19 protein-coding genes and 1 pseudogene are annotated in these 22,111 nt (G+C 41.9%); 4 read left to right on the forward strand and 16 right to left on the reverse strand.

Annotation, left to right across the window (positions count from 1 at the left end; all coding sequences use genetic code 11):
- Positions 1 to 30 precede the first annotated feature (30 nt).
- The 8 genes from JOC77_RS03530 to JOC77_RS03565 all read right to left on the reverse strand — a co-directional run bounded on the left by JOC77_RS03530 (position 31) and on the right by JOC77_RS03565 (position 7,858).
- Positions 31 to 597 carry a TetR/AcrR family transcriptional regulator gene (locus JOC77_RS03530; protein ID WP_204538663.1) on the reverse strand — a complete coding sequence of 189 codons (567 nt, stop codon included), beginning with the start codon at positions 595 to 597 and terminating at the stop codon, positions 31 to 33.
- Between the two features lie 78 nt (positions 598 to 675).
- On the reverse strand, positions 676 to 2,289 hold the full coding sequence (locus JOC77_RS03535) for a long-chain-fatty-acid--CoA ligase (protein WP_204538666.1): 1,614 nt from the start codon (positions 2,287 to 2,289) through the stop codon (positions 676 to 678).
- A 46-nt stretch (positions 2,290 to 2,335) separates the two neighbouring features.
- Positions 2,336 to 3,088: an SDR family NAD(P)-dependent oxidoreductase gene (locus JOC77_RS03540; RefSeq protein ID WP_204538669.1), complete on the reverse strand. Its 753-nt coding sequence runs from the start codon at positions 3,086 to 3,088 to the stop codon at positions 2,336 to 2,338.
- Between the two features lie 25 nt (positions 3,089 to 3,113).
- The gene (locus tag JOC77_RS03545) at positions 3,114 to 3,887 is read right to left on the reverse strand and encodes a glucose 1-dehydrogenase (RefSeq protein WP_204538673.1); all 774 of its coding nucleotides are present in this window, start codon (positions 3,885 to 3,887) and stop codon (positions 3,114 to 3,116) included.
- 14 nt (positions 3,888 to 3,901) lie between these two features.
- Positions 3,902 to 5,134 carry an acyl-CoA dehydrogenase family protein gene (locus JOC77_RS03550; RefSeq protein ID WP_204538675.1) on the reverse strand — a complete coding sequence of 411 codons (1,233 nt, stop codon included), beginning with the start codon at positions 5,132 to 5,134 and terminating at the stop codon, positions 3,902 to 3,904.
- 150 nt (positions 5,135 to 5,284) lie between these two features.
- Positions 5,285 to 6,556: a kynureninase gene (kynU, locus tag JOC77_RS03555; RefSeq protein WP_204538679.1), complete on the reverse strand. Its 1,272-nt coding sequence runs from the start codon at positions 6,554 to 6,556 to the stop codon at positions 5,285 to 5,287.
- 250 nt (positions 6,557 to 6,806) lie between these two features.
- Positions 6,807 to 6,986 carry a hypothetical protein gene (locus tag JOC77_RS03560; protein ID WP_204538682.1) on the reverse strand — a complete coding sequence of 60 codons (180 nt, stop codon included), beginning with the start codon at positions 6,984 to 6,986 and terminating at the stop codon, positions 6,807 to 6,809.
- A 230-nt stretch (positions 6,987 to 7,216) separates the two neighbouring features.
- The gene (locus tag JOC77_RS03565) at positions 7,217 to 7,858 is read right to left on the reverse strand and encodes a Bax inhibitor-1/YccA family protein (RefSeq protein ID WP_204538685.1); all 642 of its coding nucleotides are present in this window, start codon (positions 7,856 to 7,858) and stop codon (positions 7,217 to 7,219) included.
- Between the two features lie 157 nt (positions 7,859 to 8,015).
- On the opposite strand from JOC77_RS03565, the gene JOC77_RS03570 reads away from it, so the two are divergent.
- The gene (locus JOC77_RS03570) at positions 8,016 to 8,633 is read left to right on the forward strand and encodes a pyridoxamine 5'-phosphate oxidase family protein (protein WP_204538688.1); all 618 of its coding nucleotides are present in this window, start codon (positions 8,016 to 8,018) and stop codon (positions 8,631 to 8,633) included.
- 588 nt (positions 8,634 to 9,221) lie between these two features.
- Here the strand turns inward: JOC77_RS03570 and JOC77_RS03575 are convergent.
- Positions 9,222 to 9,895: pseudogene (locus tag JOC77_RS03575) on the reverse strand (transposase); the annotation flags it as partial.
- Positions 9,896 to 10,108: 213 nt separating this feature from the next.
- Between JOC77_RS03575 and JOC77_RS03580 the strand changes: the two are divergent.
- Positions 10,109 to 10,735, forward strand: a complete 627-nt coding sequence (locus JOC77_RS03580; RefSeq protein WP_204538691.1) for a LysE family transporter — start codon at positions 10,109 to 10,111, stop codon at positions 10,733 to 10,735.
- 63 nt (positions 10,736 to 10,798) lie between these two features.
- On the opposite strand, the gene JOC77_RS03585 is transcribed toward JOC77_RS03580, so the two are convergent.
- The 4 genes from JOC77_RS03585 to mnmH form a co-directional block, all read right to left on the reverse strand.
- Positions 10,799 to 12,145 (reverse strand): amino acid permease, encoded by a 1,347-nt coding sequence (locus JOC77_RS03585; RefSeq protein ID WP_204538694.1) that lies wholly within the window; start codon positions 12,143 to 12,145, stop codon positions 10,799 to 10,801.
- A gap of 110 nt (positions 12,146 to 12,255) precedes the next feature.
- On the reverse strand, positions 12,256 to 13,395 hold the full coding sequence (locus JOC77_RS03590) for an acyl-CoA dehydrogenase family protein (RefSeq protein ID WP_204538697.1): 1,140 nt from the start codon (positions 13,393 to 13,395) through the stop codon (positions 12,256 to 12,258).
- Positions 13,396 to 13,589: 194 nt separating this feature from the next.
- Positions 13,590 to 15,116, reverse strand: a complete 1,527-nt coding sequence (locus JOC77_RS03595; RefSeq protein ID WP_204538700.1) for an MDR family MFS transporter — start codon at positions 15,114 to 15,116, stop codon at positions 13,590 to 13,592.
- A gap of 184 nt (positions 15,117 to 15,300) precedes the next feature.
- A complete protein-coding gene (mnmH, locus tag JOC77_RS03600) occupies positions 15,301 to 16,353 on the reverse strand; it encodes a tRNA 2-selenouridine(34) synthase MnmH (protein ID WP_204538703.1) in 1,053 nt (350 codons plus the stop codon).
- Positions 16,354 to 16,534: 181 nt separating this feature from the next.
- On the opposite strand from mnmH, the gene JOC77_RS03605 reads away from it, so the two are divergent.
- Positions 16,535 to 17,605, forward strand: coding sequence for a permease (locus JOC77_RS03605; RefSeq protein ID WP_204538706.1), 1,071 nt, complete (start codon positions 16,535 to 16,537; stop codon positions 17,603 to 17,605).
- A 117-nt stretch (positions 17,606 to 17,722) separates the two neighbouring features.
- Here JOC77_RS03605 and JOC77_RS03610 read toward each other — a convergent pair whose 3' ends face one another.
- Positions 17,723 to 18,226 (reverse strand): metallophosphoesterase family protein, encoded by a 504-nt coding sequence (locus JOC77_RS03610; RefSeq protein ID WP_204538709.1) that lies wholly within the window; start codon positions 18,224 to 18,226, stop codon positions 17,723 to 17,725.
- A gap of 202 nt (positions 18,227 to 18,428) precedes the next feature.
- Between JOC77_RS03610 and JOC77_RS21515 the strand changes: the two genes are divergently transcribed.
- The gene (locus JOC77_RS21515; RefSeq protein WP_275585042.1) at positions 18,429 to 18,917 is read left to right on the forward strand and encodes a hypothetical protein; all 489 of its coding nucleotides are present in this window, start codon (positions 18,429 to 18,431) and stop codon (positions 18,915 to 18,917) included.
- 235 nt (positions 18,918 to 19,152) lie between these two features.
- Here the strand turns inward: JOC77_RS21515 and JOC77_RS21520 are convergent, their stop codons facing one another.
- On the reverse strand, positions 19,153 to 20,892 hold the full coding sequence (locus tag JOC77_RS21520; protein ID WP_204538712.1) for a glycine betaine ABC transporter substrate-binding protein: 1,740 nt from the start codon (positions 20,890 to 20,892) through the stop codon (positions 19,153 to 19,155).
- Positions 20,893 to 22,098, reverse strand: coding sequence for a quaternary amine ABC transporter ATP-binding protein (locus JOC77_RS03625; RefSeq protein WP_239558598.1), 1,206 nt, complete (start codon positions 22,096 to 22,098; stop codon positions 20,893 to 20,895).
- Positions 22,099 to 22,111: the final 13 nt, after the last annotated feature.

The raw sequence follows: 22,111 nt of genomic DNA on the forward strand, positions 1-22,111 counted from the left end.
GTAATCCTAGCCTCCTGCTCCCGTTCCTTACTATTTGAATTCAATTCCTTTTAAGATCATTTCCGTAAAAGCTTCTGCAACTTCACGGTCTGTTGCAGCACCTTCAGGGTTATACCACTGGTAGCTCCAATTTGTTACACCCAGAATTCCAAATGCGATGATTGGAACATTCAAGTCTCTGCGGAAATCGCCTTTTTCGATACCTTCTTTTAACAAATATTCGATATTAAAACGAAACTGATCACGTTTTTTTGTGATAAGCTGATAATTCTCTTCATTCAGATGACGGATTTCTCTGAAAAAAACCTTTGCACTGGCACCATGTTCCTTTATATCGTGAATTAACATATATACAATTTCAAAAAGTTTATTTTTGCTGTTTTGCTCGTCATTGTTGATAATGGAAATCTGCCGGGCCACCAGCTCATCGATATAGCCAAGATGGATACTTTTTAGGAGCTCCTCTTTACTCGAGAAGTAGTAATAAAACGTGCCTTTTGTGACTCCAAGTGATTCCACGATGTCTTGGATAGATGTTTCACTAAAGCCCTTTTTATCAAACAGCCTGATTGCTGCAGCCGTTAATTTTTCTTTCATATAAAGTTCCCCGCATTCGTTTGTGTTTATCAGCTAGAATTATACCACATGATTTTACTCCTAAATTTAAAGGGAGACTTATTTAATTTGGGTTTCTTCCCTTAATGCTCTTCTTAATATTTTTCCAACACTGGTTTTAGGCAGTTCGTTACGGAATTCTATAATTCCTGGTATCTTATAGGCAGCAAGATTGCTGCGGCAAAACTCCTTGATTTCAGCTTCATCTGCTGATTTGCCTGCTTTCAGGACCAATATAGCCTTTACGGTTTCACCTCTATATTTGTCTGGTACCCCAATAACCACCGCTTCCTGGACACTTGGATGTTCGTATAGGACCTCTTCAATGTCCCGAGGATAAATATTATAGCCACTCGCTATAATCATATCTTTTTTCCGGTCCACAATAGAGAGATACCCGCTGCTGTCCACACTCCCGATATCACCTGTATACAGCCAGCCGTCCCTTAGTGCATGAGCGGTTTCTTCAGGCATATTCCAGTAGCCCTTCATAACCTGAGGCCCTTTGATAATGACTTCACCAAGCTCTCCTTCAGGCATTTCCTGGGTTCCGGTGCCTAGATCAACTATTTTGTAAAGTGTGTTTGGCAGTCCAATTCCGACTGTGCCTGGCTTCCGCTCAGCGAAATTAGGATTGCAGTGGGTTGTGGGTGATGTTTCCGAAAGACCGTAGCCCTCAAGGATTTTAGAACCAGTTTTCCGTTCAAATTCCCTCAGCAGCTCCACCGGCATCGGTGCGCTTCCGCTATTGCAGACTTCGATACTGTCAATGCCATATTCCTCAGCCCGTGGATGATTAGTTAAAGCCACATACATAGTAGGCACACCCGGGAAAAGGGTCGGCTGCTCTGCTTTAATCGTGTTTAACACTTCTTCTAAATCAAAACGGGGCAGAAGAATCATTTCCGCTCCTGTATAAATGGAAAGGTTCATACAGGAAGTCATGCCGAACACATGAAATAAAGGAATGACCGTTAAACACTTTTCTTTTCCAAAACCAAGGTCAAATTTAAAAAATTCGTGGGATTGAAGGACATTAGCCACTATGTTGCGATGTGTAAGCATAGCCCCTTTAGACCGGCCTGTGGTACCGCCGGTATATTGGAGTACAGCAACATCGTGCTCAGGCTCGATCTGCACTGGACTAAACTGGCCATTTCCTTCAGATAAGAAAGCCTCAAATGTGCTGTCTGTCTGCAGATCCATCTCGGAAGGCTGAAGGCTGACTACTACTACTTTCTTTAGGTGTGTTTCCTTTTGAACGGCCTTAACTCTTGGATAGAAAGCATTTAATACGATGATGGTTTCGGCACCTGAATCTTTAACTAAGTGCAGCAGTTCACGTTCAACACTCATAGGATTGATTTGAGTTACGATAGCGCCGGCTGTAAGGACTCCATAGTAAGCAATTACATATTGAGGGCAATTGGGCAGCATAATGGCCACTCTATCACCTTTTTGAACTCCGCTGTTCTGAAGGGCTGAAGCGAATGCAGCCACTGCATGTTGAAGTTCCTGATACGTCATTTTTCTTCCATAAAAAGAAATGGCATGATGGGATGGATATTTACTGGCAGTTTCTAGAAGCATTTGAGGCAGGGATTTGCTGGGTATGTCGATTTCATGGGAGATGGTACCAGGGTAATGAGCCAGCCAAGGTTTCTTCTCGTTCATTTTAATTACCTCCAAATTTTTTTACTATAATTAAAAATAATCTCTATTAAAAGGTCAGCCCACCGCCATCAACGGATAAAGTGGCTCCTGTAATAAAAGAGGCTTCATCAGATGCTAAAAATAACACAGCTTGGGCCACCTCTTCCGGAGTTCCAATCCTTCCCAGGGCATTAGCGCGGGAAATAATCGGCCACTTCTTTTCGTTATTTTTCCAATGGTCAATAATTTGTGTATCAATCACTCCAGGGGCAATTGCATTCACCCGGATATTAAACTTTCCAAACTCCAGGGCGGCATTCTGAGTGAGAAGGATAACACCTCCTTTAGAAGCATTATAGGCGGAAAGATATTTCTGTCCTTTGAGACCAAGAAGGCTGGAGGTATTGATGATAGAACCGCCTCCAGATTCAATTAGACGGGGTACAGCATGTTTAATTCCCAGCCATACACCTTTTAAATTAATATCAATCACCCGATCCCATTCCTCTTCTTCGAGATCCGTGCCTTTAACTTCAGAATGTCCGATGCCTGCATTATTAAAAAGAATATGTAATCCGCCGTAAGTTCCGGCTGTTCTGTCAATAAGATAGTGAATCTCTTCCGGCGATGTTACATCAGTCTTTGTAAAAAAAGCTTCTCCACCAAGTTCCTGTATCATTCTAACGGTTTCTTCGCCCGAATCACTTTGAATGTCAGAAATAGCGATCCTTGCGCCTTCCTGAGCAAATCTTACTGCCGCTGCCCGGCCTATCCCGCCGCCGCCGCCCGTTATAATGGCCACTTTCCCCTTTAACCTCATGATTCCACCCCTTAAATAAAGATAACTACATGGCGTGTGTGCCTCCATCCACAACCAATACATTTCCAGTTACAAAGTCAGAGGCCTTTGAGGCAAGGAACAGTGCAGCTCCTTTCAAATCATCCTCACTCCCGAATCTGCCCAGAGGCGTTGTTTCAAGAATCGGATTCTTTCCCTGCTCAATGATAGCCCTGGACATTTTAGTAGGGAAAAATCCTGGAGCAATCGCGTTTACATGGATGTTGTGTTTTCCCCACTTCACCGCAAGGTCTTTTGTGAAGGTAATAACAGCACCTTTACTAGTGTTGTAGCCTATCGTATCCATGACCCTGGGATCTACACCGCCAAGTCCGGCCACTGATGCAATGTTGATGATTTTGCCGGACTGTTGTTTGATCATCACATTTCCGGCAGCCTGGCTCATTAAAAAAGTTCCGGTTACATTTACATCGATTACTTTTTTCCAGGCTTCAAGGGGCATTTCGGCAGCAGGGGCTCCCCATGTGGCCCCGCTGTTATTGACAAGAATATCTATCCGTCCAAACGTACTTGTTGTTTCCTCAATTACCTTCTGCACATCCTCGGGGTTTGTAATATCACATTGAAGTGCCAGTGTTTTTGCTCCATTTTCTTCAAGTCGCTTTGCAGTTTCTTCACAGGCCTCAATCTTTCTTGAACAAAGAACCACATTCGCCCCTGCTTCTGAGAGGCCCTCTGCGATTTGTGCGCCCAATCCTCTTCCTCCGCCGGTTACGATAGCGGTCTTTCCCTTTAAATCGAACAATTCCTTAACATTCACATACAGCCCTTCTTTCAGTATATTTTTTCAGGTTGTTTTTCCCTGTATTTACGCAGTTCCAGCTTGGCTACCTGTACCTTATGAACCTCGTCCGGCCCATCAGCAAGCCTCAAGGTTCTCGCATTTGCCCATTGCGCTGCCATGGTAAAGTCCCCCGAAACTCCTGCTCCGCCAAAGCCTTGAATCGCCCTGTCGATTACGCGGAGAGCCATTGATGGCGCTACTACTTTTATCATGGCTATTTCAGTTTTGGCTTCTTTATTCCCGACAGTATCCATCATATAAGCAGCCTTAAGAGTGAGCAGTCTTGCCTGTTCTATTTCAATACGGGATTCAGCAATCCATTCCTGAATAACTCCCTGGCCTGCCAGCGCCTTTCCGAACGCTGTACGGTTTTGTATACGCTTACATAATTCCTCGAGCGCACGCTCTGCTGCACCAATTAATCTCATACAGTGATGAATTCTTCCAGGACCTAAACGCCCCTGAGCAATCGCGAAGCCTTTTCCTTCTGCCCAGATCATGTTTTCTGCCGGAACCTTTACATTTTCGAAGGTAATCTCCGCATGTCCATGCGGTGCATGGTCATAGCCAAAAACGGAAAGCATTCTTTCAATTTTCACCCCAGGAGAATCTAAAGGCACTAGAATCATAGACTGCTGTTCATGACGGCCAGCCTGAGGATTCGATTTCCCCATAACTATTGCTATTTTGCAGCGTGGATCTCCTGCCCCTGAAGACCACCATTTTCGGCCGTTGATTAAGTAATAATCGCCTTCTCTTTCAATGCGGGCGCTGATATTAGTGGCGTCAGAAGAAGCTGTATCAGGCTCTGTCATAGAGAAGCAGGAACGGATTTCACCATCTAACAAAGGCTTAAGCCATTTTTCCTTTTGTTCTAGTGTTCCATACCGCACCAAAACTTCCATATTTCCTGTATCTGGCGCATTGCAGTTAAATACCTCAGGCCCTATGAGAGAGCGTCCCATAATTTCACATAAAGGCGCGTATTCTATATTCTTAAGGCCCGCACCATATTCACTTTCAGGCAAAAATAAATTCCATAATCCCTGTTCTTTTGCTTTACTCTTTAAATCTTCCATAATGGGGGGAACTGTGGTCCATCTTGTTTCCCCAGTTCCCAGTTGTTTTTCATACTTCTGTTCATTTGGATACACATGTTCTTCCATGAATTCAATTAGTTTATGCTGTAATGCTTTCACTTTCGGTGAATAAGAAAAATCCAAATTAAATCCCCCTTTTGCATACTAACCAGTCGGTATGTTTGTGAATATTATAATACCTGTCGAGAGGATTGACAAATTTTAATCTGAAAATTTAAAAAACTTGTTATAAAAAAATACCGGTCATGAACAAACCGGTGTGGTGTTGAGGACTTAAGCTACTACTTCACGCTCGTTTGGGAATTTTTCATAGTGCTTTTCTTTCATAATATCTTTGAGAATCTGGACAACTTTCCAGACCTCCTCGAATGTTGAATACAGAGCAACAGGTGCAAGCCTTATTATATTTGGTGCACGAAAGTCAGGAACAATTCCAAACTCTTTAAGAGATTTGCAGATTCTAGCGGCCTCTTTATGCTCTAAACTTATATGGCCGCCGCGCTGGGCATCTTCACGCGGGCTTCCAATATAGAAATGATAGTCTGATAGTTCAATGTCTATGAGTTCCATTAAATATTGCGTTAACTGAAGCGATTTTTGTCTAATTGCTTCTATTCCTGCTTCATTAAACATTTCTAGAGACCCGAGGATCGGAGCAATGCTCAGCACATGCGGCGTGCCAATCTGGTAAGCTCCTGCATCAGGTGCTTGAGTTAACGTATGTTCCATATCGAATTGTTTATCTTTGCGCGATCCAAACCAACCTGCTAATCCTGCCTTTTTCCCGAAATGTTTTTTATTAACGAATAAACCGCCGACACTTCCGGGGCCGCCGTTTAAATGTTTGTAATTGCACCAATAAGCAAAATCGACATCCCAATCACTAAAGCTGTGTGGAATCGCCCCTACAGAATGGCAGCCATCAAATCCGATAAGAATACCCCTCCGGTGCGCCTCCTCGGTCAGACGCTTCATATCCAAAATCTGTCCGCTTCTGTATAAAATCGTTGGCAGGACAATCAATGCGATGTCGTCTGTCATGGCTTCGATAATATCTTCTTCATTGAGAAACCTGCCGTCCCGGCTTTTTACACACACTAAGTGGGTTTCTGGATTAAAGCCTTTTAACGACAGCTGGCTTTGCAGTGCATAAAGATCAGATGGGAACGTAAGCTCATCTGCGAGGATTTTAGTCTTCTTTCCGGAAGGCTGATAAAAGGTAGCTGCCAGCTGATGAAGATTAACAGTTGTGGAGCCAGTTACCATAACCTCTTCTGCAGACGCCCCGACAAGCGGAGCAAGAAGACTCCCAAGTTTTTCAGAAAAATAATACCAGGGCTGCCTCCCTTTAGTCCATCCTTCAATTCCAAGCTCTTTCCAGTCCTGAAGGGAATCTAGCAGAGTCTTTTCCGCCCGCTTTGAAAGCAGTCCTAGTGAATTTCCATCCATATAAATCTGAGGAAGTAAATAAAATTCTTCTCTATATTTATGTAAAACATCCTTGCTGTCCATTTGCTTTGCATATTTCAATGAAGCTGAATCCATGATCTAACCTCCTGAATTAGGTATTCTCGCTAACGTTTTTATTAACCTTTTAAAAATGTGTGGAGTGAGGAAATGGCTATCAGCGTGAAAGCCCATTGCCTGATAAAAACGATCCGCTTCTTGTGTGTCAGTGTTTAATAGCGATTTTCCAATTCCGGCTCTTCGATAGTCTTTTTTCCATAAAACCTTCTAAGCCTCGCAACACCTTCTTCCAATGAGTGAGGATCCTGGTTGATACCGCCAATTGCAATTATCTGATCGTTTTGATATACGCCAAACAGGACTTCACCACATTTGTTGAATGTGTTATCCCCTGTTGATAATCTGTTAAAAGTCTGTCGACGAAACCTTCAGACCGGCTTTCTATTAACAGATCAGATAGGCTCTTTTCATCTAAGCATGTGAGAGATTTAAATTCATAATTTCCCATTCGAGCTCCCCTTTGAAATCTAAAGAAACGGATAATTTTAATATAATACAATGAAGCAATGGTGTCATAATATTTTGTAAATAAGAGAAATCTGTCTCGTACATCAGCTTTCATTACCGGAATACTGAGTCCAGTTCCTTTCGAGTAGTAAACCCGAAAAATGCTGCTCGAATTTTTCAGTAATAAAAAGATGCAGCGCTGTAAGAGCAGCGCTGCATCTTTTTTGAAGACTAGTCTTTACTTAGGATTCCAAGGAATCGAAGCAGGTTAATGAATAAGTTAAGGAAATCTAGATAAAGCGATAAAGCCAGGAGCGGTACCATTTCTTCCGATATGCCTCTGTGCTTCATTTGATTAAAATCGTAAAGGATAAAAAGTGAGAACACAAGTGCTCCGATACCAGAGAAGGCAAGCAGTCCGCCGTCATTTAACGGGCTGAATATACTGAAAATCCCGATGAAAATTAAGGCCAGTACTGCAACCATCAGGAAAGTACTGAGGAATCCGAGATCTTTTTTCGTTCTGGATCCGATCAGCCCGAATACAGTGAAGATACCAAGAGTCATTCCAAACGCATATAATACAATTTGGGCGCCAGATTGGGAAATATAGTGGCTCACAATTGGATATGTGGTAATTCCTGAAATCACTGCGAATGCATAAACAAATGTATAACCAACCGCTTTCCTTTTTCTAAGCCAGAAAGCCGAAATCAGCATAATTACCTCAGCAACCATCAGCGGCAGCATTAATGCCCCTGGCACAAATTGTCCCGCATATAAGCCTGCAGTTGCAAGTAATAGAGTCACAATAAAAACTTGAATGACTTTTTGAAAAAGCGATCTTTTTCCAACTGATATAACTTGTTGCATGAAAATCCCCTCTCGCTTGATTAAAATTTTTCTTACCATCTTATACGAAACAAGTTGCATAAAGTTTCAACTTCATCGAACTTTTAGTATCATACCACAAGAAAATGGTCTATTTTTAAATTAATAGTTAAATTTTTTCATTTTGGAGCTGAAATGTATGAAGAAGATATCGAGTGAGTCTGAACTAAGGGAAATAGTGGGATTTCCCGGTAAGCTGGCCGAGAATAAGGAAATTCGTTTCCTGGATTTACATTGCAGGGAGTTTATATCCAAATCTCCATTTCTTGTACTGAGTTCATCTAATAACGAGGGACTTTGTGACGCTTCTCCCCGGGGGGATGCTCCAGGGTTTGTTAGTGTACTGGATGACCATACCCTGCTTATACCCGAAAGGCCCGGGAACCGAAGACTTGATACTCTATTAAATATCTTGTCCAATCCTCATGTGGGTTTGATCTTTTTAATACCCGGTATGGGAGAGACATTGCGAATTAATGGGAAGGCCTTTATCATTAAGGACCAAGAACTGTTAGCCCCTCAGGCCGTTAATGGCAAGACACCTTTAATGGGTATTATGGTAAAAGTAGAGCAATGTTTTATTCATTGTGCAAAAGCGATTCTTAGGTCACAGCTCTGGAAACATGAGAACTGGCTTGATGATGAGCAAATTCCTTCTGGGGCCAAAATTCTTGCCGAGCATGCAAATCTAGTAGATATGGATGAAAGAGAAGTTTCTTCCTCGCTAAAAGAATCCTATGAAAAGAGGCTTTATTAAGCGAGTGCCCTTCGCTGCAATCAGCAGCAATAAAAAATTTTTAATAAACAATATATCGAGTTCAATACTAAATGATATAAAAGCAGATAAAAAGATCTGTGCTATTTGTTTCAAAGTAAAAAAGGACACTAAACATTTGATTGTTTAGTGTCCTTCCTAGTGTCTTACAGGAGTGTTATTTCAGTTGTTAGCTTCCAAAACTATGTCTTCTACGACGACGTCTCGTACATCTTAAACAATCCCGTTCACATTGCTCTGGATTCTCTGCTCTTTCACATACAGCCTCACAGAATCTGATACATGAAGGTCTTAATCTGCTGTTTCCGCCTCTTGAACAACTCATAACTATCACCTCCTACATTAAGCATTCTATGAAAAATTGATAGAATAGAGACGGCACTCTTACTATTTAATAAGCCTTTTTTTGAGAGTGTTTTTAGGAAAAACTTTTTCAAACATAAAAGAGTCTCGTATATTATACGAGACTCTCAGATTGTCGACAAAAGTCATTCGGAATAGGCCTATTCCGAATGACTTTTGTCTTTTTTTGCATTTTTATCTTTGAACAGACCTCTCCGAGGTAATTTATTATGCCATTTTTGGACTTACCCATGTCCAGCTGGCCAGTTTCTTTAAATTCATGGCAGCAAAAGTAAGCATCGCCTGCATGGACAATTTTTTAAGGCCTCTTAAAGTTGTCCATCGCATACCATGCTTTTCTTTTGCATCAGCAAATACACGTTCAATTGTTTCTTTTCGTCGTGCATAGATTATTTTATTCTCTTCTGTGTGACGAAGATGTTCAGCTTCTTCAAGAAACTCTTCCCAAACATGTCGTTGAATCAGCTTCTGATGTTTTTGACTTTGGGTACATTGAGAAAGGAGGGAGCAATCGTTACACTGTAGTGGATTAGAGAAGTATTGACGATAGCCTTCCTCGTTGTGGTGCTATATTTTAAAACTTGTCCTTGCGGACAAAGGTAGCAATCATAATGTTCATCATAAACAAAGTCATGCTTTTTTAAATAACCATCCTTAGTACGCGGACGAGTATAAGGTAAAGCAGGACGAATCTCATTTTCAAGTAAGTATTGAGCGATAGCAGGTGTTTTATATCCAGCGTCAGCAGCAACAGCTGAAGGTTTCCCAGAGTTCTCTATGACTTTTTCGAGTAGTGGTTCAAACATGACACTATCATGAACATTTCCAGGTGTAACAATCGTCCCTAAGACAAAACCATTCTTATCCGCAGCTGCATGCTTATTAAAATAGTACTATACATCCGTTTACTTGGAGAGAACATATTATCTTTTAGTAGGAAAGATCAAATAGACGCTGTATCTCAATACATATAAAAAGAGAGGTAAGAGTTTAAATTTTTAATGTTTTTTTTTGCCTCCAGTCGTACAAGCATATCTTGCTGAATACATATGTAACAGCGGGTTTGTCCGAAAACTGAACTGGGGGTTTTGCAAGTGAGTATATTCTTCAGCTATATTTTTCTTGGGCTGTCATTAGCGGCACCAATAGGGCCTATTAACGCGGCACAAATTGACAAAGGCATTAAAAGCGGGTTCTGGAATGCCTGGCTTGTGGGCCTGGGTGCAACAATCGCCGATATGATTTATATGCTTCTGGTCTATTTCGGGTTAGTACAATTTATAGAGATTCCTTTTATAAAAACATTGCTATGGTCATTTGGATGTTTTGTCCTTATTTATACTGGTATTGAAAGTATTATTGCAGCCGGGAAAATCTCTATTCAAAATTCCAGGAACGCCGAGTCCTCGGTTAAATCCTTTTTCTCCGGATTTTTTATGTCTTTATCGAACCCGATCACAATTCTTTTCTGGATAGGGATATACGGTTCCATACTGGCAAAAACAGCTGCTTCCTATGATCGCGACCAGCTGATTCTATATAGTTCGGCCATTTTTATAGGAGTATTAATCTGGGATATCACGATGGCTGCCATCGCGAGCAGTTTCCGGAGGTATCTTAGGTCGGGAATCCTGACCATAATCAGCGTTCTTTCTGGAATATCATTAATTGGTTTTGGCCTTTATTTTGGATATCAAGCCATAAAGATGATATTTTTCTAAGTTCACCGCATCCTCCAGTTACATATAAAACTCGTCTCCACATGGGGAGACGAGTTCTTTGTCCTAATCTAGATGGCTTTTTATGATTTCTTTGTCCCAGAAAGATTTTAGCAGGAATGCTACTGCTCCGATTACACCAACAAAGGCGAGGCTGATATAAAAGCCAGGCCGTGTAGCCTTTTCAAATAAAGTTCCTGATACCGCGAGTGCAATAAGCAGGATTCCTGTCCACCTCTTTACCGTTTCCATAGTCTTAGGCTTTGAAAGCTTCTGTGAAGATAGCAGAATGAATGACCAATTGTAAAGCAGCATGAGCCCTGCACCTGTTGTTACATACTCATAAATTTTGCCGGGCATTAATAGAGCCAGGAATATAGATATCCCAAGAACAAGGATTGTCAGAAAGAGAGAAGGAATCGGAACCTTTAATTTCCCCTGCATCGAGAAGGCTTTAGGAGCGTCTCCGTCCTCAGATAATGTCATTAGAATGCTAGTTACAGCAAAAAGTGAGGCCACCATTGTCGAAAAGCCTGCCACGATAAGTGCTGCGTTAAATATATCCGGTATCATTGGTAAATGATACTTATCTAACGCGACTACAAATGGGCTCTCTTTCGTATTGAAACGGCTGAGCGGCACCAAGATTACAGCGAGTCCTACGGATATGATATAGATGATCGTGAGAAGCAGCAGCATCAGCTTCCCTGATTTTGGGGCATCCTCTTTATTTTTCAACCGGATGGCCATAATACCCATGATTTCTATACCTCCAAAAGCATAAAAGGCATAAATTAGAGAAGACCAGAGCCCCCTGAAGCCATGAGGGAAAAATTCATTCATCATATTTGGAACCCTTGTTTTTGTTCCGCCCCCGTGTATCACTCCAAATAAAGCCAGCAGTGCAATAATAATAAACATGAGAATGGCAGCCACTTTCGTTACAGCAAACAGCCCCTCCAGTTTATCGAAACCTTTTGTTCCAATCAAAAGAACAATGATGCCTAGTATCCCAAAGCCAGAAGCAAAAACCCACATCGGAATGCTTGGAAACCAAAATCGGGCAAATATTGATAGTGCAGTCAATTGGCTGCCCATGATCAGCAGCTCTGAGCACCAATAAGTCCATCCACAGCTGAATCTGGCCCAGCGGCCAAATGCCTGATTCGCATAGGCGCAAAAAGAACCTTTTTGTGGATCAGAGGCAGCAAGCTTTGATAGTGCATCGAACACTAAATAAGTACCGGTCGCTGCGATGATAAAAGAAATTAATACAGATGGGCCTGTCATTTTAATTGCAATACTGGATCCAAGAAAAAAGCCGGTACCAATGATACAGCCGATTCCTATCATGGAAAGCTGCCACCATTTTAATTTTTTTTCTCCGCCAGAGTCACAGCCTGCCTTTGTCATCTTCGGGCCTCCATTTCTTTTTAACTCTGTATAATTTTTAACGGAGAGGGATGAACTATTCCTGTTAATTAAAGTAAAAAGAGAACAAGCTCTAGGGCTTGTTCTCTTTGTTAATCATATAAAACGGTTTTTGCCATAGTAGTAAGGGCTGTATCATCCATAGGCGGGTTATGCAGCCCTGCCCGGACATCTCTATAAATGCGCTGAAGCGGGCTTGAGCGCTGGAGGCTTTTGGCTCCTACAATCCTCATGGCTTTGTCGACAATGGTTATAGCGCTATTTGTAACGGCGGTCTTCACTGCACCTAGCTCCCTGGATAATTCTGGACGATTATCTTTGTTTTCCCACTTTTCAGCTACTGAATAGAGAAAATGCCTTGCCTGTGCATATTCAAGCTCTATTTCTCCAGCAAGCCGCTGTACATTCGCCAGATCTCTAATTGGTCCGTTCAGGCTGTTAGGAGAATAGGTTTTGGCAAAATCAATGGCATAATTCCTCGCTGCTCCTGCGATACCAATATAACAGGCCGGAATATGCAGGAGCCAGCCTTCTCCAATCGACTTTCGCTTTCCTGGCTTTTCAACAAAATACTTATTCTCTACCTTTACAGAGTCGAGAATGAGGTCCTGACTCGCAGTCCCCTGCATTGAAACCATATCCCAGGTATCCTCAAAGCTTATTCCCTCTTGATTCCGGTCAATCAAAAACCAGCCTATACCTTCCTCTTCTTCCACCCAGGCACTTACCTGGATCAGGTCTAAAACCGGGGCAAGGGTTGTAAATGTCTTTCTGCCGCTGATCACCCAGTGATTCCCGCTTCTTCTGGCAATAGTTCCTGGCCTGCCGCCTCTTGTTGGGCTTCCGGTCTTGGCCTCAGTGGCAGCACTGTTAATAAGCGCTCCATCTCCGATTTTTATTAAAACTTCGTCTAATACATCCTTTTCCCAGTGTCTCTTCTCACTTAGCTGGTGTGTGATTCCGACATGCCACCCAATCCCCAGAGCAGTAGGGCCGCAAGCTTGAGCAATTTTTTCTTGTCCGAGGAGAAAATCATAAAGACTGCCGCCAAGCCCTCCGTATTCCTTGGGCAAAGTGAGTTTTGTATAACCGAATTGCTTAAGATCGCTGATATTTTGAAACGGAAAACTTCTGCTTTCGTCTAATTCCTGTGCTCTTACTGCGAATTTTTTCGTCAGTTCTTCAAGTTGATTTATGTAATTTTTTTGCTCGGCACTTTGATAAAAAGTCATTTCTTCCACCCTTTTAGAAGCCATTTTAAAGTCATTATTTTTATTTTATAGCTTGCATCGGTTTTTTAACATTTTTTTGCTTCTTGGGGGTCACTTAGACTCATGGTGTCCGAAATGTCTCTATTTAATAAGTGAGTTTTTAAGTGGGTTTCTTCCTAAAAAAGAGACTGCCATATCGGCAGCCCCTGATTTAATTAGCTTTGAGTCGATTCTTTCTTTCCTTGTGGCATTGATAATTTGTCATTAGTCAGCATGAACACAAAAACAACTACAAGCGCTGCTGGTATTAAGGCCCAGGTAAAAGCATGGGCAATGGAGCCCGCTAATGCGTCTGTAATCTTATCGAGAACAGGAGCTGGGATTTTGGAACGCAGCTCTTGTGATAAAATGGCACGAGGATCATCTATATTACCGGTTCCCGGTGCCATTTTGCCGAATCCTGAGAATGCTTCTTTCATTTTATCAGTGAAATCATTTCTCTGGATGATTCCAAATATCGTGATTCCGACGGTCATTCCGAGCTGCCGGACAAAAGAAATGGTAGAGTTTGCTGATCCTCTGTTGGACGGATCTACATGATGAATGGCAGCCATGCTGAGTACAGAGAAGGAGGCGCCAGTTCCAAGCCCGACTATAACCATATATACCGTTATCCATGTTCTTGAAGTGCCAGTATCTATAGTAGTCAGCAAATACATTCCTGCAGCAAAAATAACCGCGAACACAGTCATCACATTGCGATAGCCCAATTTAGCTGCAAAGATTGCTCCCACCTGGCTCGAAACAACTACTCCAAGCATCATTGGCAGCAAAATGAGACCTGAGTTAGTAGCTGTCCCGCCATTAACTCCTTGAATGAAGATGGGGATATAAACAGAAGCTACTATAAAGGCAATTCCATAAAACAAACCCACCAGCGTACTTGCGGCAAACAAACGGTTTTTAAACATATCATAGGATACAATAGGATCTGAGGCTTTTCTTTCAGCAGCCAAAAAGATAATAATTAAGAGAGCAAAACCAGAAAATAAACTTAAGATCTGAACCGAATTCCAGTCGTATTTATTGCCGCCGAGCTCTAGTGCGAACATTAAACAAATGACAGCACCGACAAGAGTAACCGCACCCAGCCAGTCAATGCTTTGTTTCTTATGTTCCAGAGATTCTTTATAATTGGCCAGAATTAAAATAAAGGCGGTAATTCCAAGAGGCAGGTTAATATAGAACACCCAATGCCAGCTGATATAATCGGTTATGTAAGCACCCAGGAGTGGACCAAATATGCTTGATAGACCGAAGACTGCTCCAAATAACCCTGTCATCTTTCCCCTTTTTTCTGGAGGGAAAATATCAAAAATGATAGTAAAGGTGATTGGAACCAGCGCTCCGCCGCCAATTCCCTGAATCGCACGGTACACACTCAGCTGCTCGATAGTTTGAGCCGTTCCACACAGAATCGATCCAATGAGAAACACGATCATTCCAAAAAGGAAAAATCTTTTTCTGCCATACATATCAGAAAGCTTCCCGAATATGGGCATCCCGGCCATTTCAGCCACCATATATGCCGAGGTTACCCAGATGAATTTCTCCATATCCCCAAGGTCGGCTACTATCGTTCCCATGGCGGTTGCTACAATGGTGTTATCCATAGATGCCATTAAAATGGACAAGAGCAGCCCTGCCATTACTAAACCAATTTTACTTTCTTTTGCCGTCAAAATAGATAACTCCCTTTTTTATAATTTCCTAAGTGCAAACACTCGGACTATCTCTATAGCAGGATTAATTCTAACAAATGGAAAAGCCCTGTGACAATATATCTTAGGAAATAATCTGTATATGATGCAGTCCAATAAAAAAAGCCAGGCGGCTCAGCAAGTGCTGAGCGTCCGGCATATGTTTTTAGAAAACAGGTACTGAATGATTTAAAGGTGGAAGAATTTCCTTTAAGGCTTCAAGCGCCTGATCTGCATTTTCTGCTTTTATTGTCTGAATATTTTCCTTAGGATAATGCTCTTTTGTGAAATCATAGCGTGGATCATAATAATTAATAAGCAGCAAAGCTATGGCAGACTCAAAATCGCCTGATTCAAGATCCTTTTCAATCTGGGCTGCAATCGGTGTATGAATGCGTTTTTTTATTTTCTGAAATGCCTGGATAGATTCCTCTTGATGATTCCAGGGTTCATAATCCTCTAGAATATGCTTCACCCGTTCTTCGACTGGCATATCAATGAAAATTTGTCTGCCCTGTTCCTTTTTATTAAATACAAAATCAGGAAGGAACACTTTACCAATCCTTCGGCTCTCAGCCTCTAATAGGACAAAAGGAGAGTTTTGCATGGAGCTCACTTCCTCAACTAAAAGAGCATCAAACATTTTTTGATTTTTAGGCTCGAGCCCAATTTGTCCAAATATGGAACCCCTGTGGCCTGCTAATCCTTCTAAGTCAATGAAGGAATAGCCTTCATTCTTCAGCTGGTGCAGAATTTTCGTTTTGCCGGTGCCTGTATATCCGTTCAGCACATAGGCTTCTGGCCTAATCTCAAGGTTTTCCAGGGAATTCAGTACCCATTTTCGATAAGAACGGAAGCCGCCCTGTATCCGGTAAGTACGAAGGCCCATCAAATCCAGAACAGTGGCAGAGGTTTTGCTCCGCATGCCGCCGCGCCAGCAGAATACAGCCTTATCCCCTTCCAGAAGACTGAATTGCTTTATAAACGCTGGAAGTTTTGCTGAAACGATTTCCAATCCTCTTTCTTTAGCCTCACTTACACCGATTTGTTTATATATAGTACCTATTTCTTTTCTTTCGTTGTCATCAAATAAAGGGATGTTTATGCTTCCTGGAATAGTTGATTCTCTATATTCAGAAGGAGAACGAACATCTACCAGTATTAGTTGTCTTTTATCCTTTAACGCAATTATGTCATCTACATGTAGATCCTGGAACAATGATAGGCCCTCCCTTTTCCCATAAAATTTAATAATCCTATTATCTCTTTTTCAATCCTTTCATTATACCACAAATGATGTCTTATTGATAAATTGCGATTAAAATAGTATAAACTTATTTAAATGTATGGTAAAATAATTTGTTGTACAATTTAATTTTACCTATTTAGAGGAGGTTGTTATGTCTCAGTTAAACAGTTCTATTATACAGACTAAAACACCTAATAAAAAATCATATATATTTGCTGCCATATTTTTATTGATCGCCATAGCGGGACTGTTCTATGTAAAATGGTGGCCTTATTTTCATAAAGCAATACTTGCTTCTACTGCCCATTCTATTGGACCTTCAATATTAGGCGAGGGCAATACTATGCCTTCTCCATCGTGGGAAAGTGCCTGGAGCTATGCTGAAACCTATTTCATGGCCGTATGGAAGGCAGCTCTTCTTGGGGTTGTTCTCGGCTCTCTGATTCAGGTTCTTATTCCTTCCAACTGGCTGTTAAAGGTTCTTGGAAAAACGTCTTTTGGGAGCACAGCAGCTGGAGGACTTGCTTCACTGCCCGGCATGATGTGTACTTGCTGCGCTGCACCAATAGCTATAGGCATGCGTAAAAAAAATGTATCTGTTGGTGCAAGTCTAGCCTTTTGGCTTGGCAATCCTACCCTTAACCCGGCAACGCTCATTTTCATGGCATTCGTCCTATCATGGAAATTTACATTGCTTCGGATCGTATTTGGGATAATCCTTACATTTGGAGTAAGTTATTTTGCAAATCGGTTTGTCAAAAATGTTGAATCTGTAGATATGGAAAAATTATTAGAGAGTGCTGAACAAACGGATAAGAATTCATTTATTTCCCGTTGGCTGAAAAGTATGGGGACTATGCTGCTCTACGTAGTGCCTGCCTATTTATTATCCGTACTTTTGCTAGGAGCCGGGCGTGTCTGGCTGTTTCCGAACATGAGTGATGCTGCTGCAAACAGTCTATTGACAATCATTTTGTTTGCCATTGCAGGGATGCTTTTTGTTATTCCTACTGCTGCAGAAATTCCTATCATTCAGACCTTCATGAGTTTTGGATTAGGTGCCGGACCGGCAGCAGCTCTTTTGATTACACTGCCTGCTATCAGCCTGCCGTCACTACTGATGGTTGCAAAATCATATCCATTAAAGGTACTGCTATTTATCACTTCTTCGGTTGTAATACTCGGTATCATTAGCGGCCTGGCAGGTATGTTAATTCTTTAATTAAAAATGAATAACCTCTTTTAACATAAAAAAGCAGTCTGGAGAACTTATCCCAGGCTGCTTTGTTTTTAAAAAGAAAAATACCGCTTTGTGGTTATGGGTGAATATGTTGATAATTTAAAAGGATTTATCACTAAAGAATATATGCTCGGCATCGATCTTACCCTTTTGAATCATTAGGATACCGAATGAGTACATGTCCTGCCGTCTTTTGTCGGTAGGAGATCCTGGATTAAACAGTAAAGTCTTTCCGACCATTTTTTTTACAGGGATATGTGAATGACCGAAAATAATGCAATCCACCTCCACTCCCTCGAAAGCAGCAATGGCTCTCTTTTCCGTTGTCAGGCGCCGGCCATGGCCATGGACTAAACCAATCCTTATGCCGCCCGCTTCGATCACTTGCTTTTCTGGAAATAAATTTCGTATCTCTGCTTGATCTACATTTCCATATACACCCTTCACTTCTCCATATAGAGACAGCTCTTGATACACATCTAGATTCTGCCAGTCCCCTCCATGAATAATGAGGTCTGCTCGTTTTAATTCCTCTGTAAGTTTTTTGGGGAGTGCTTTTCCCTTTCTAGGCATATGCGTATCAGATATTACGATTACTTTCATTACAAATCTCCCCCCTCTTTCTTATAGAATAAAAATTAAATATGACCGAAACCTTTGCGGGAAAACGAATGAACCCGCAGCTTTACAAAAAAAATAAAAAAATCTGTGCAACCGCCCAAGCATGGCTGCATATTTTAGAAAAGTAGCCGGTGGGTAATAATCCGGGAAATGGGGACTGTCCCCCAATAAGGGAGGTAATCGTTTGAGTAATGTAAACCATGGTCAGCCGTTTCAACAGCCATTTGCAGGTGCGCCCAATGAGGTAAATGGTGCTGTGCAACAGCCAGTTGAATATTATCAGCAGCCTTTCAGACAATTTGAAGGGGTTCCACAGCAGTTTGATGGTCAGTACCCGCAGACTTTTGAGGCGTATCCTCAGCAATTTGATTATTCTGGCCAGCCGTTTAATCCGCAGGCTCAGCAGCATTATCAGCAATTTCAGCCATATGTTGATGCGTCTGCACAATTCGAATCTTTTGGGCAATACTATCATGAACCGCAGTTTGATGCTGAAAGACAGCCGCCTCTAAGAGACTTAGAACGACGTGTGAATGCACTGGAACGGCAGGTTGCTCAGTTGAACCAGCGAGTTGATAGAAATGCAAGAAGACTGCAGAGAGTTAATCAGAGGCTGCGTGCTGTCGAACAGCGGTTTAACTTCCCATTTACGCCTTTTGAAGGCGGATATTAACACCCAATTACTTACGTGTTTCGCGTCTGGATCTTTCCAGACGTTTTTTCGTTTTCTGCACGTGACAGCTATATTACCCGGATAAATAACTCCACTCCCGATTATTTGTTTCTTACTTATTACCCTGATTATTATAAGCAGAACCATACACATTAAAAGCAGAAAACCCCTATGTCCAAATTTATTTCTTTCACTCTCAAAACAAAAAGCCGCCTATAAAGGCAGCTTCTTATGATTAATCATTTTGTAAATCTTCCATTGAATTAACATCCTCCATATATTTTGGAACGGTTAATCCTAATTTGGTTCCTTTAAGATTCGGACCCAGATCTTCGAGCCCGGCTTTGTACGTTTCATAATAGTCTTTATGAGTAGTCGGGAGGCCGGCTGAAACCATTGCATCAGCACTTCCGTCTGCTACAGCTGCAAACATGGGCCCTGCTTCAACTTGTTTAAGATCGACCGTATAGCCATGTTCCTGTAGAACGAGGGCAATAACATTATTGCTTGCCACTTCGGATTCCCAGGCAACATAAGTGAGCGTAACCTTTTGTCCGGTTCCCCGCTGTGCACCAGTCACCCATTTTTTCACTTTATCCTGATGGCCTTTAATCCATTTGGCTGCAGCCGCTTCAGGTTTTTCCCCTTCTTCTACATCAATCATGACCTCGCCCATGTCCTGTGGAGTCCAGAAAAACTGATCTAGAATTTTATAGGCGCCGGGATTTTCTTGCTTGAATCCCTTTCTAGTCAGTGTATTGATATATTCCCCGCTGCCATAAACATGCTTTGGATCTTCAAGGAATTTAAGATCATATTTTTGGAACATCCAGTGGGGGATCCAGCCTGTAATAATTATAGGCTCCTCTTTTTTGTATGCCTTTTTCAGCTCTGTCATCATCGCAGCAGATGATCCTTCAGTTAGTGTCCACTCATCTAACTCATACTCGTCCATAGCTTCCTTCGTTAATCGCATTAGTCCTGCGCCAGGATCTATCCCGGTGATTTTATAATCAACCTTTGCCCCGATATTCCCTGGATCAGCCTGCTCAGCAGGCTTCGCATTCCCAATCGAAGCAATGATAAACAGAATGATGAAAAGCAGTGCTACTATCCCGTATATATATTTCTTGGAAACTTTGGATTCGTAAGCAGGCTTACGAAGATTCTGAGAAATACGGTCAAGAATAATGGCGATAATAACAATGGATAAACCTGCTTCAAAGCCTTGTCCTACCTTTACCTGTGTAACGGCACGGTACACTTCTGCCCCAAGTCCCGGAGCTCCTACTAAGGATGCAACAACAACCATTGAGAGAGTCAGCATAATACTCTGGTTGATTCCAGCTAAAATCGTCGGTGCTGCTATCGGCAGCTGCACTTTAAACAATTTTTGTCTAGGTGTTGAGCCAAAGGCATCTGAGGCTTCGATAAGGTCTTTTGGAACTTCCCTTATGCCGAGGTTTGTAAGCCTGATGGTCGGTGGAACTGCAAAGATTACAGAAGCAATAATTCCAGGCACAACCCCGATTCCAAAAAACAGGATGGCGGGAATCAGATAAACAAAGGCCGGCATGGTCTGCATAAAATCCATAATAGGCGTTATAATGCTTCTTGCCGTATCACTGCGGGCAGCCCAGATCCCCAGCGGAAGCCCGATAATAATCGTGATAATTACAGAGGATAGAACAAGGGCCAGGGAATCTATCGTGGCATCCCAATAACCGAGATTATCAATTAACAAAAGACCGATTAGTGTAAATAAAGCTAATCCCCATCTGCTTATATAAAAAGCTAAGGCCGAAAGGATTAGAATCAGAACCCAATTCGGACCGTAATTGAGAACATTAACAATGCTTTCCATCACAAACTCTATACCATTTGATATTCCTTCAAAAAAACCGCCAAATATATCCGTTATTTTTTCAACAAACACATCAACCCAGCGTGCTAAAGGTATTTTGGGGAATCCCATTTAGAAGACCTCCTTAACATTCAGGTCTTCTTTATTTCCTGCAAGTGCACCAATGACTGACCCGCGGATAATAACACCCTTTAACCGGTTATGTTCATCAATAACCGCCAAGGGAATTTGGGAGGTTGCAGCTTTGTCCATCAAATCCGCTAAGATTGTATCTTCCTGTACGGTTAATATATCTTTTTCCATTACGTCTTCAATTGTCTTGTTTTCTTTTACAGCCCTTGAAGCTTGATCTGCAGTTAAGGCACCGAGCAGAGTCTGCCGCCTATCCACAACGAAAATACTGGAATATCCCTGATCCTTCATAATTTGAAGGGCAACCCGGGGACCCCTGTCAGGTGTGATTCGTTCCGCGCGTTTAAGAACATGCGCTGCCGTCAGCACCTTGGATAAATCCACATCTTCAACAAAGCGTTCAACAAATTCATTGGCCGGGTTAACCATGATTTCCTCAGGAGTACCCGTTTGAATAATGGTGCCATCTTTCATTAAAGCTATTCTGTCACCTATTCGAAGAGCCTCATCCAGGTCGTGGGTAATAAAAATAATCGTCTTTTTCATCGTTTCCTGAATTTCCAGCAGCTCATCCTGCATTCCTTTTCTAATGAGCGGGTCTAATGCGGAAAAGGCTTCATCCATAAGTAGAATGTCCGTATCACTTGCAAGTGCCCTTGCCAGTCCTACCCTCTGCTGCATGCCTCCGCTTAGCTGATTGGGATATTGCTCCTCATAGCCGGCAAGGCCTACAAGTTTAAGAGCGTCACTAGCTTTCTGGCGCCGCTCGCTTTCAGGCATATCCTGTATTTCTAAACCAAATTCGGTATTTTCAAGAATCGTCCGATGTGGAAATAATGCGAAGTTTTGAAATACCATGCTGATTTTCTTTCGTCTTACATCACGGAGTTCATTGCTTTTTAATTTTACGATGTCCTGGTTATCAATCAGAATCTGACCTGATGTGGGATCAATCAGGCGGTTAAGCATTCTGATCAATGTTGACTTTCCACTTCCTGACAACCCCATTACAACAAAAATTTCACCAGGGTATATTTCCAGATTTGCGTGATTCACACCAACCGAACTTCCGGTCTTCTCTAATATTTCTTTTTTGGACCGTCCCTCCTTTAACAGGGAAAGTGCTGCTTTTGGCGATTTCCCAAATATTTTTGTTACGTCCTTCACAATAACTTTTGGTTCCAATACGTTCACCTAA

It is taken from the genome of Peribacillus deserti (assembly GCF_016909175.1).
Classification (GTDB): Bacteria; Bacillota; Bacilli; order Bacillales; family DSM-1321; genus Paraperibacillus; species Paraperibacillus deserti.

What these genes read in the sequence shown, in the direction of transcription:
- JOC77_RS03530 (WP_204538663.1), bottom strand. Translation starts at nt 597, where the DNA reads ATGAAAGAAAAATTAACGGCTGCAGCAATCAGGCTGTTTGATAAAAAG.
- JOC77_RS03535 (WP_204538666.1), bottom strand. Translation starts at nt 2,289, where the DNA reads ATGAACGAGAAGAAACCTTGGCTGGCTCATTACCCTGGTACCATCTCC.
- JOC77_RS03540 (WP_204538669.1), bottom strand. Translation starts at nt 3,088, where the DNA reads ATGAGGTTAAAGGGGAAAGTGGCCATTATAACGGGCGGCGGCGGCGGG.
- kynU (WP_204538679.1), bottom strand. Translation starts at nt 6,556, where the DNA reads ATGGATTCAGCTTCATTGAAATATGCAAAGCAAATGGACAGCAAGGAT.
- JOC77_RS03560 (WP_204538682.1), bottom strand. Translation starts at nt 6,986, where the DNA reads ATGGGAAATTATGAATTTAAATCTCTCACATGCTTAGATGAAAAGAGC.
- JOC77_RS03565 (WP_204538685.1), bottom strand. Translation starts at nt 7,858, where the DNA reads ATGCAACAAGTTATATCAGTTGGAAAAAGATCGCTTTTTCAAAAAGTC.
- JOC77_RS03570 (WP_204538688.1), top strand. Translation starts at nt 8,016, where the DNA reads ATGAAGAAGATATCGAGTGAGTCTGAACTAAGGGAAATAGTGGGATTT.
- JOC77_RS03585 (WP_204538694.1), bottom strand. Translation starts at nt 12,145, where the DNA reads ATGACAAAGGCAGGCTGTGACTCTGGCGGAGAAAAAAAATTAAAATGG.
- JOC77_RS03590 (WP_204538697.1), bottom strand. Translation starts at nt 13,395, where the DNA reads ATGACTTTTTATCAAAGTGCCGAGCAAAAAAATTACATAAATCAACTT.
- JOC77_RS03605 (WP_204538706.1), top strand. Translation starts at nt 16,535, where the DNA reads ATGTCTCAGTTAAACAGTTCTATTATACAGACTAAAACACCTAATAAA.
- JOC77_RS03610 (WP_204538709.1), bottom strand. Translation starts at nt 18,226, where the DNA reads ATGAAAGTAATCGTAATATCTGATACGCATATGCCTAGAAAGGGAAAA.
- JOC77_RS21520 (WP_204538712.1), bottom strand. Translation starts at nt 20,892, where the DNA reads ATGGGATTCCCCAAAATACCTTTAGCACGCTGGGTTGATGTGTTTGTT.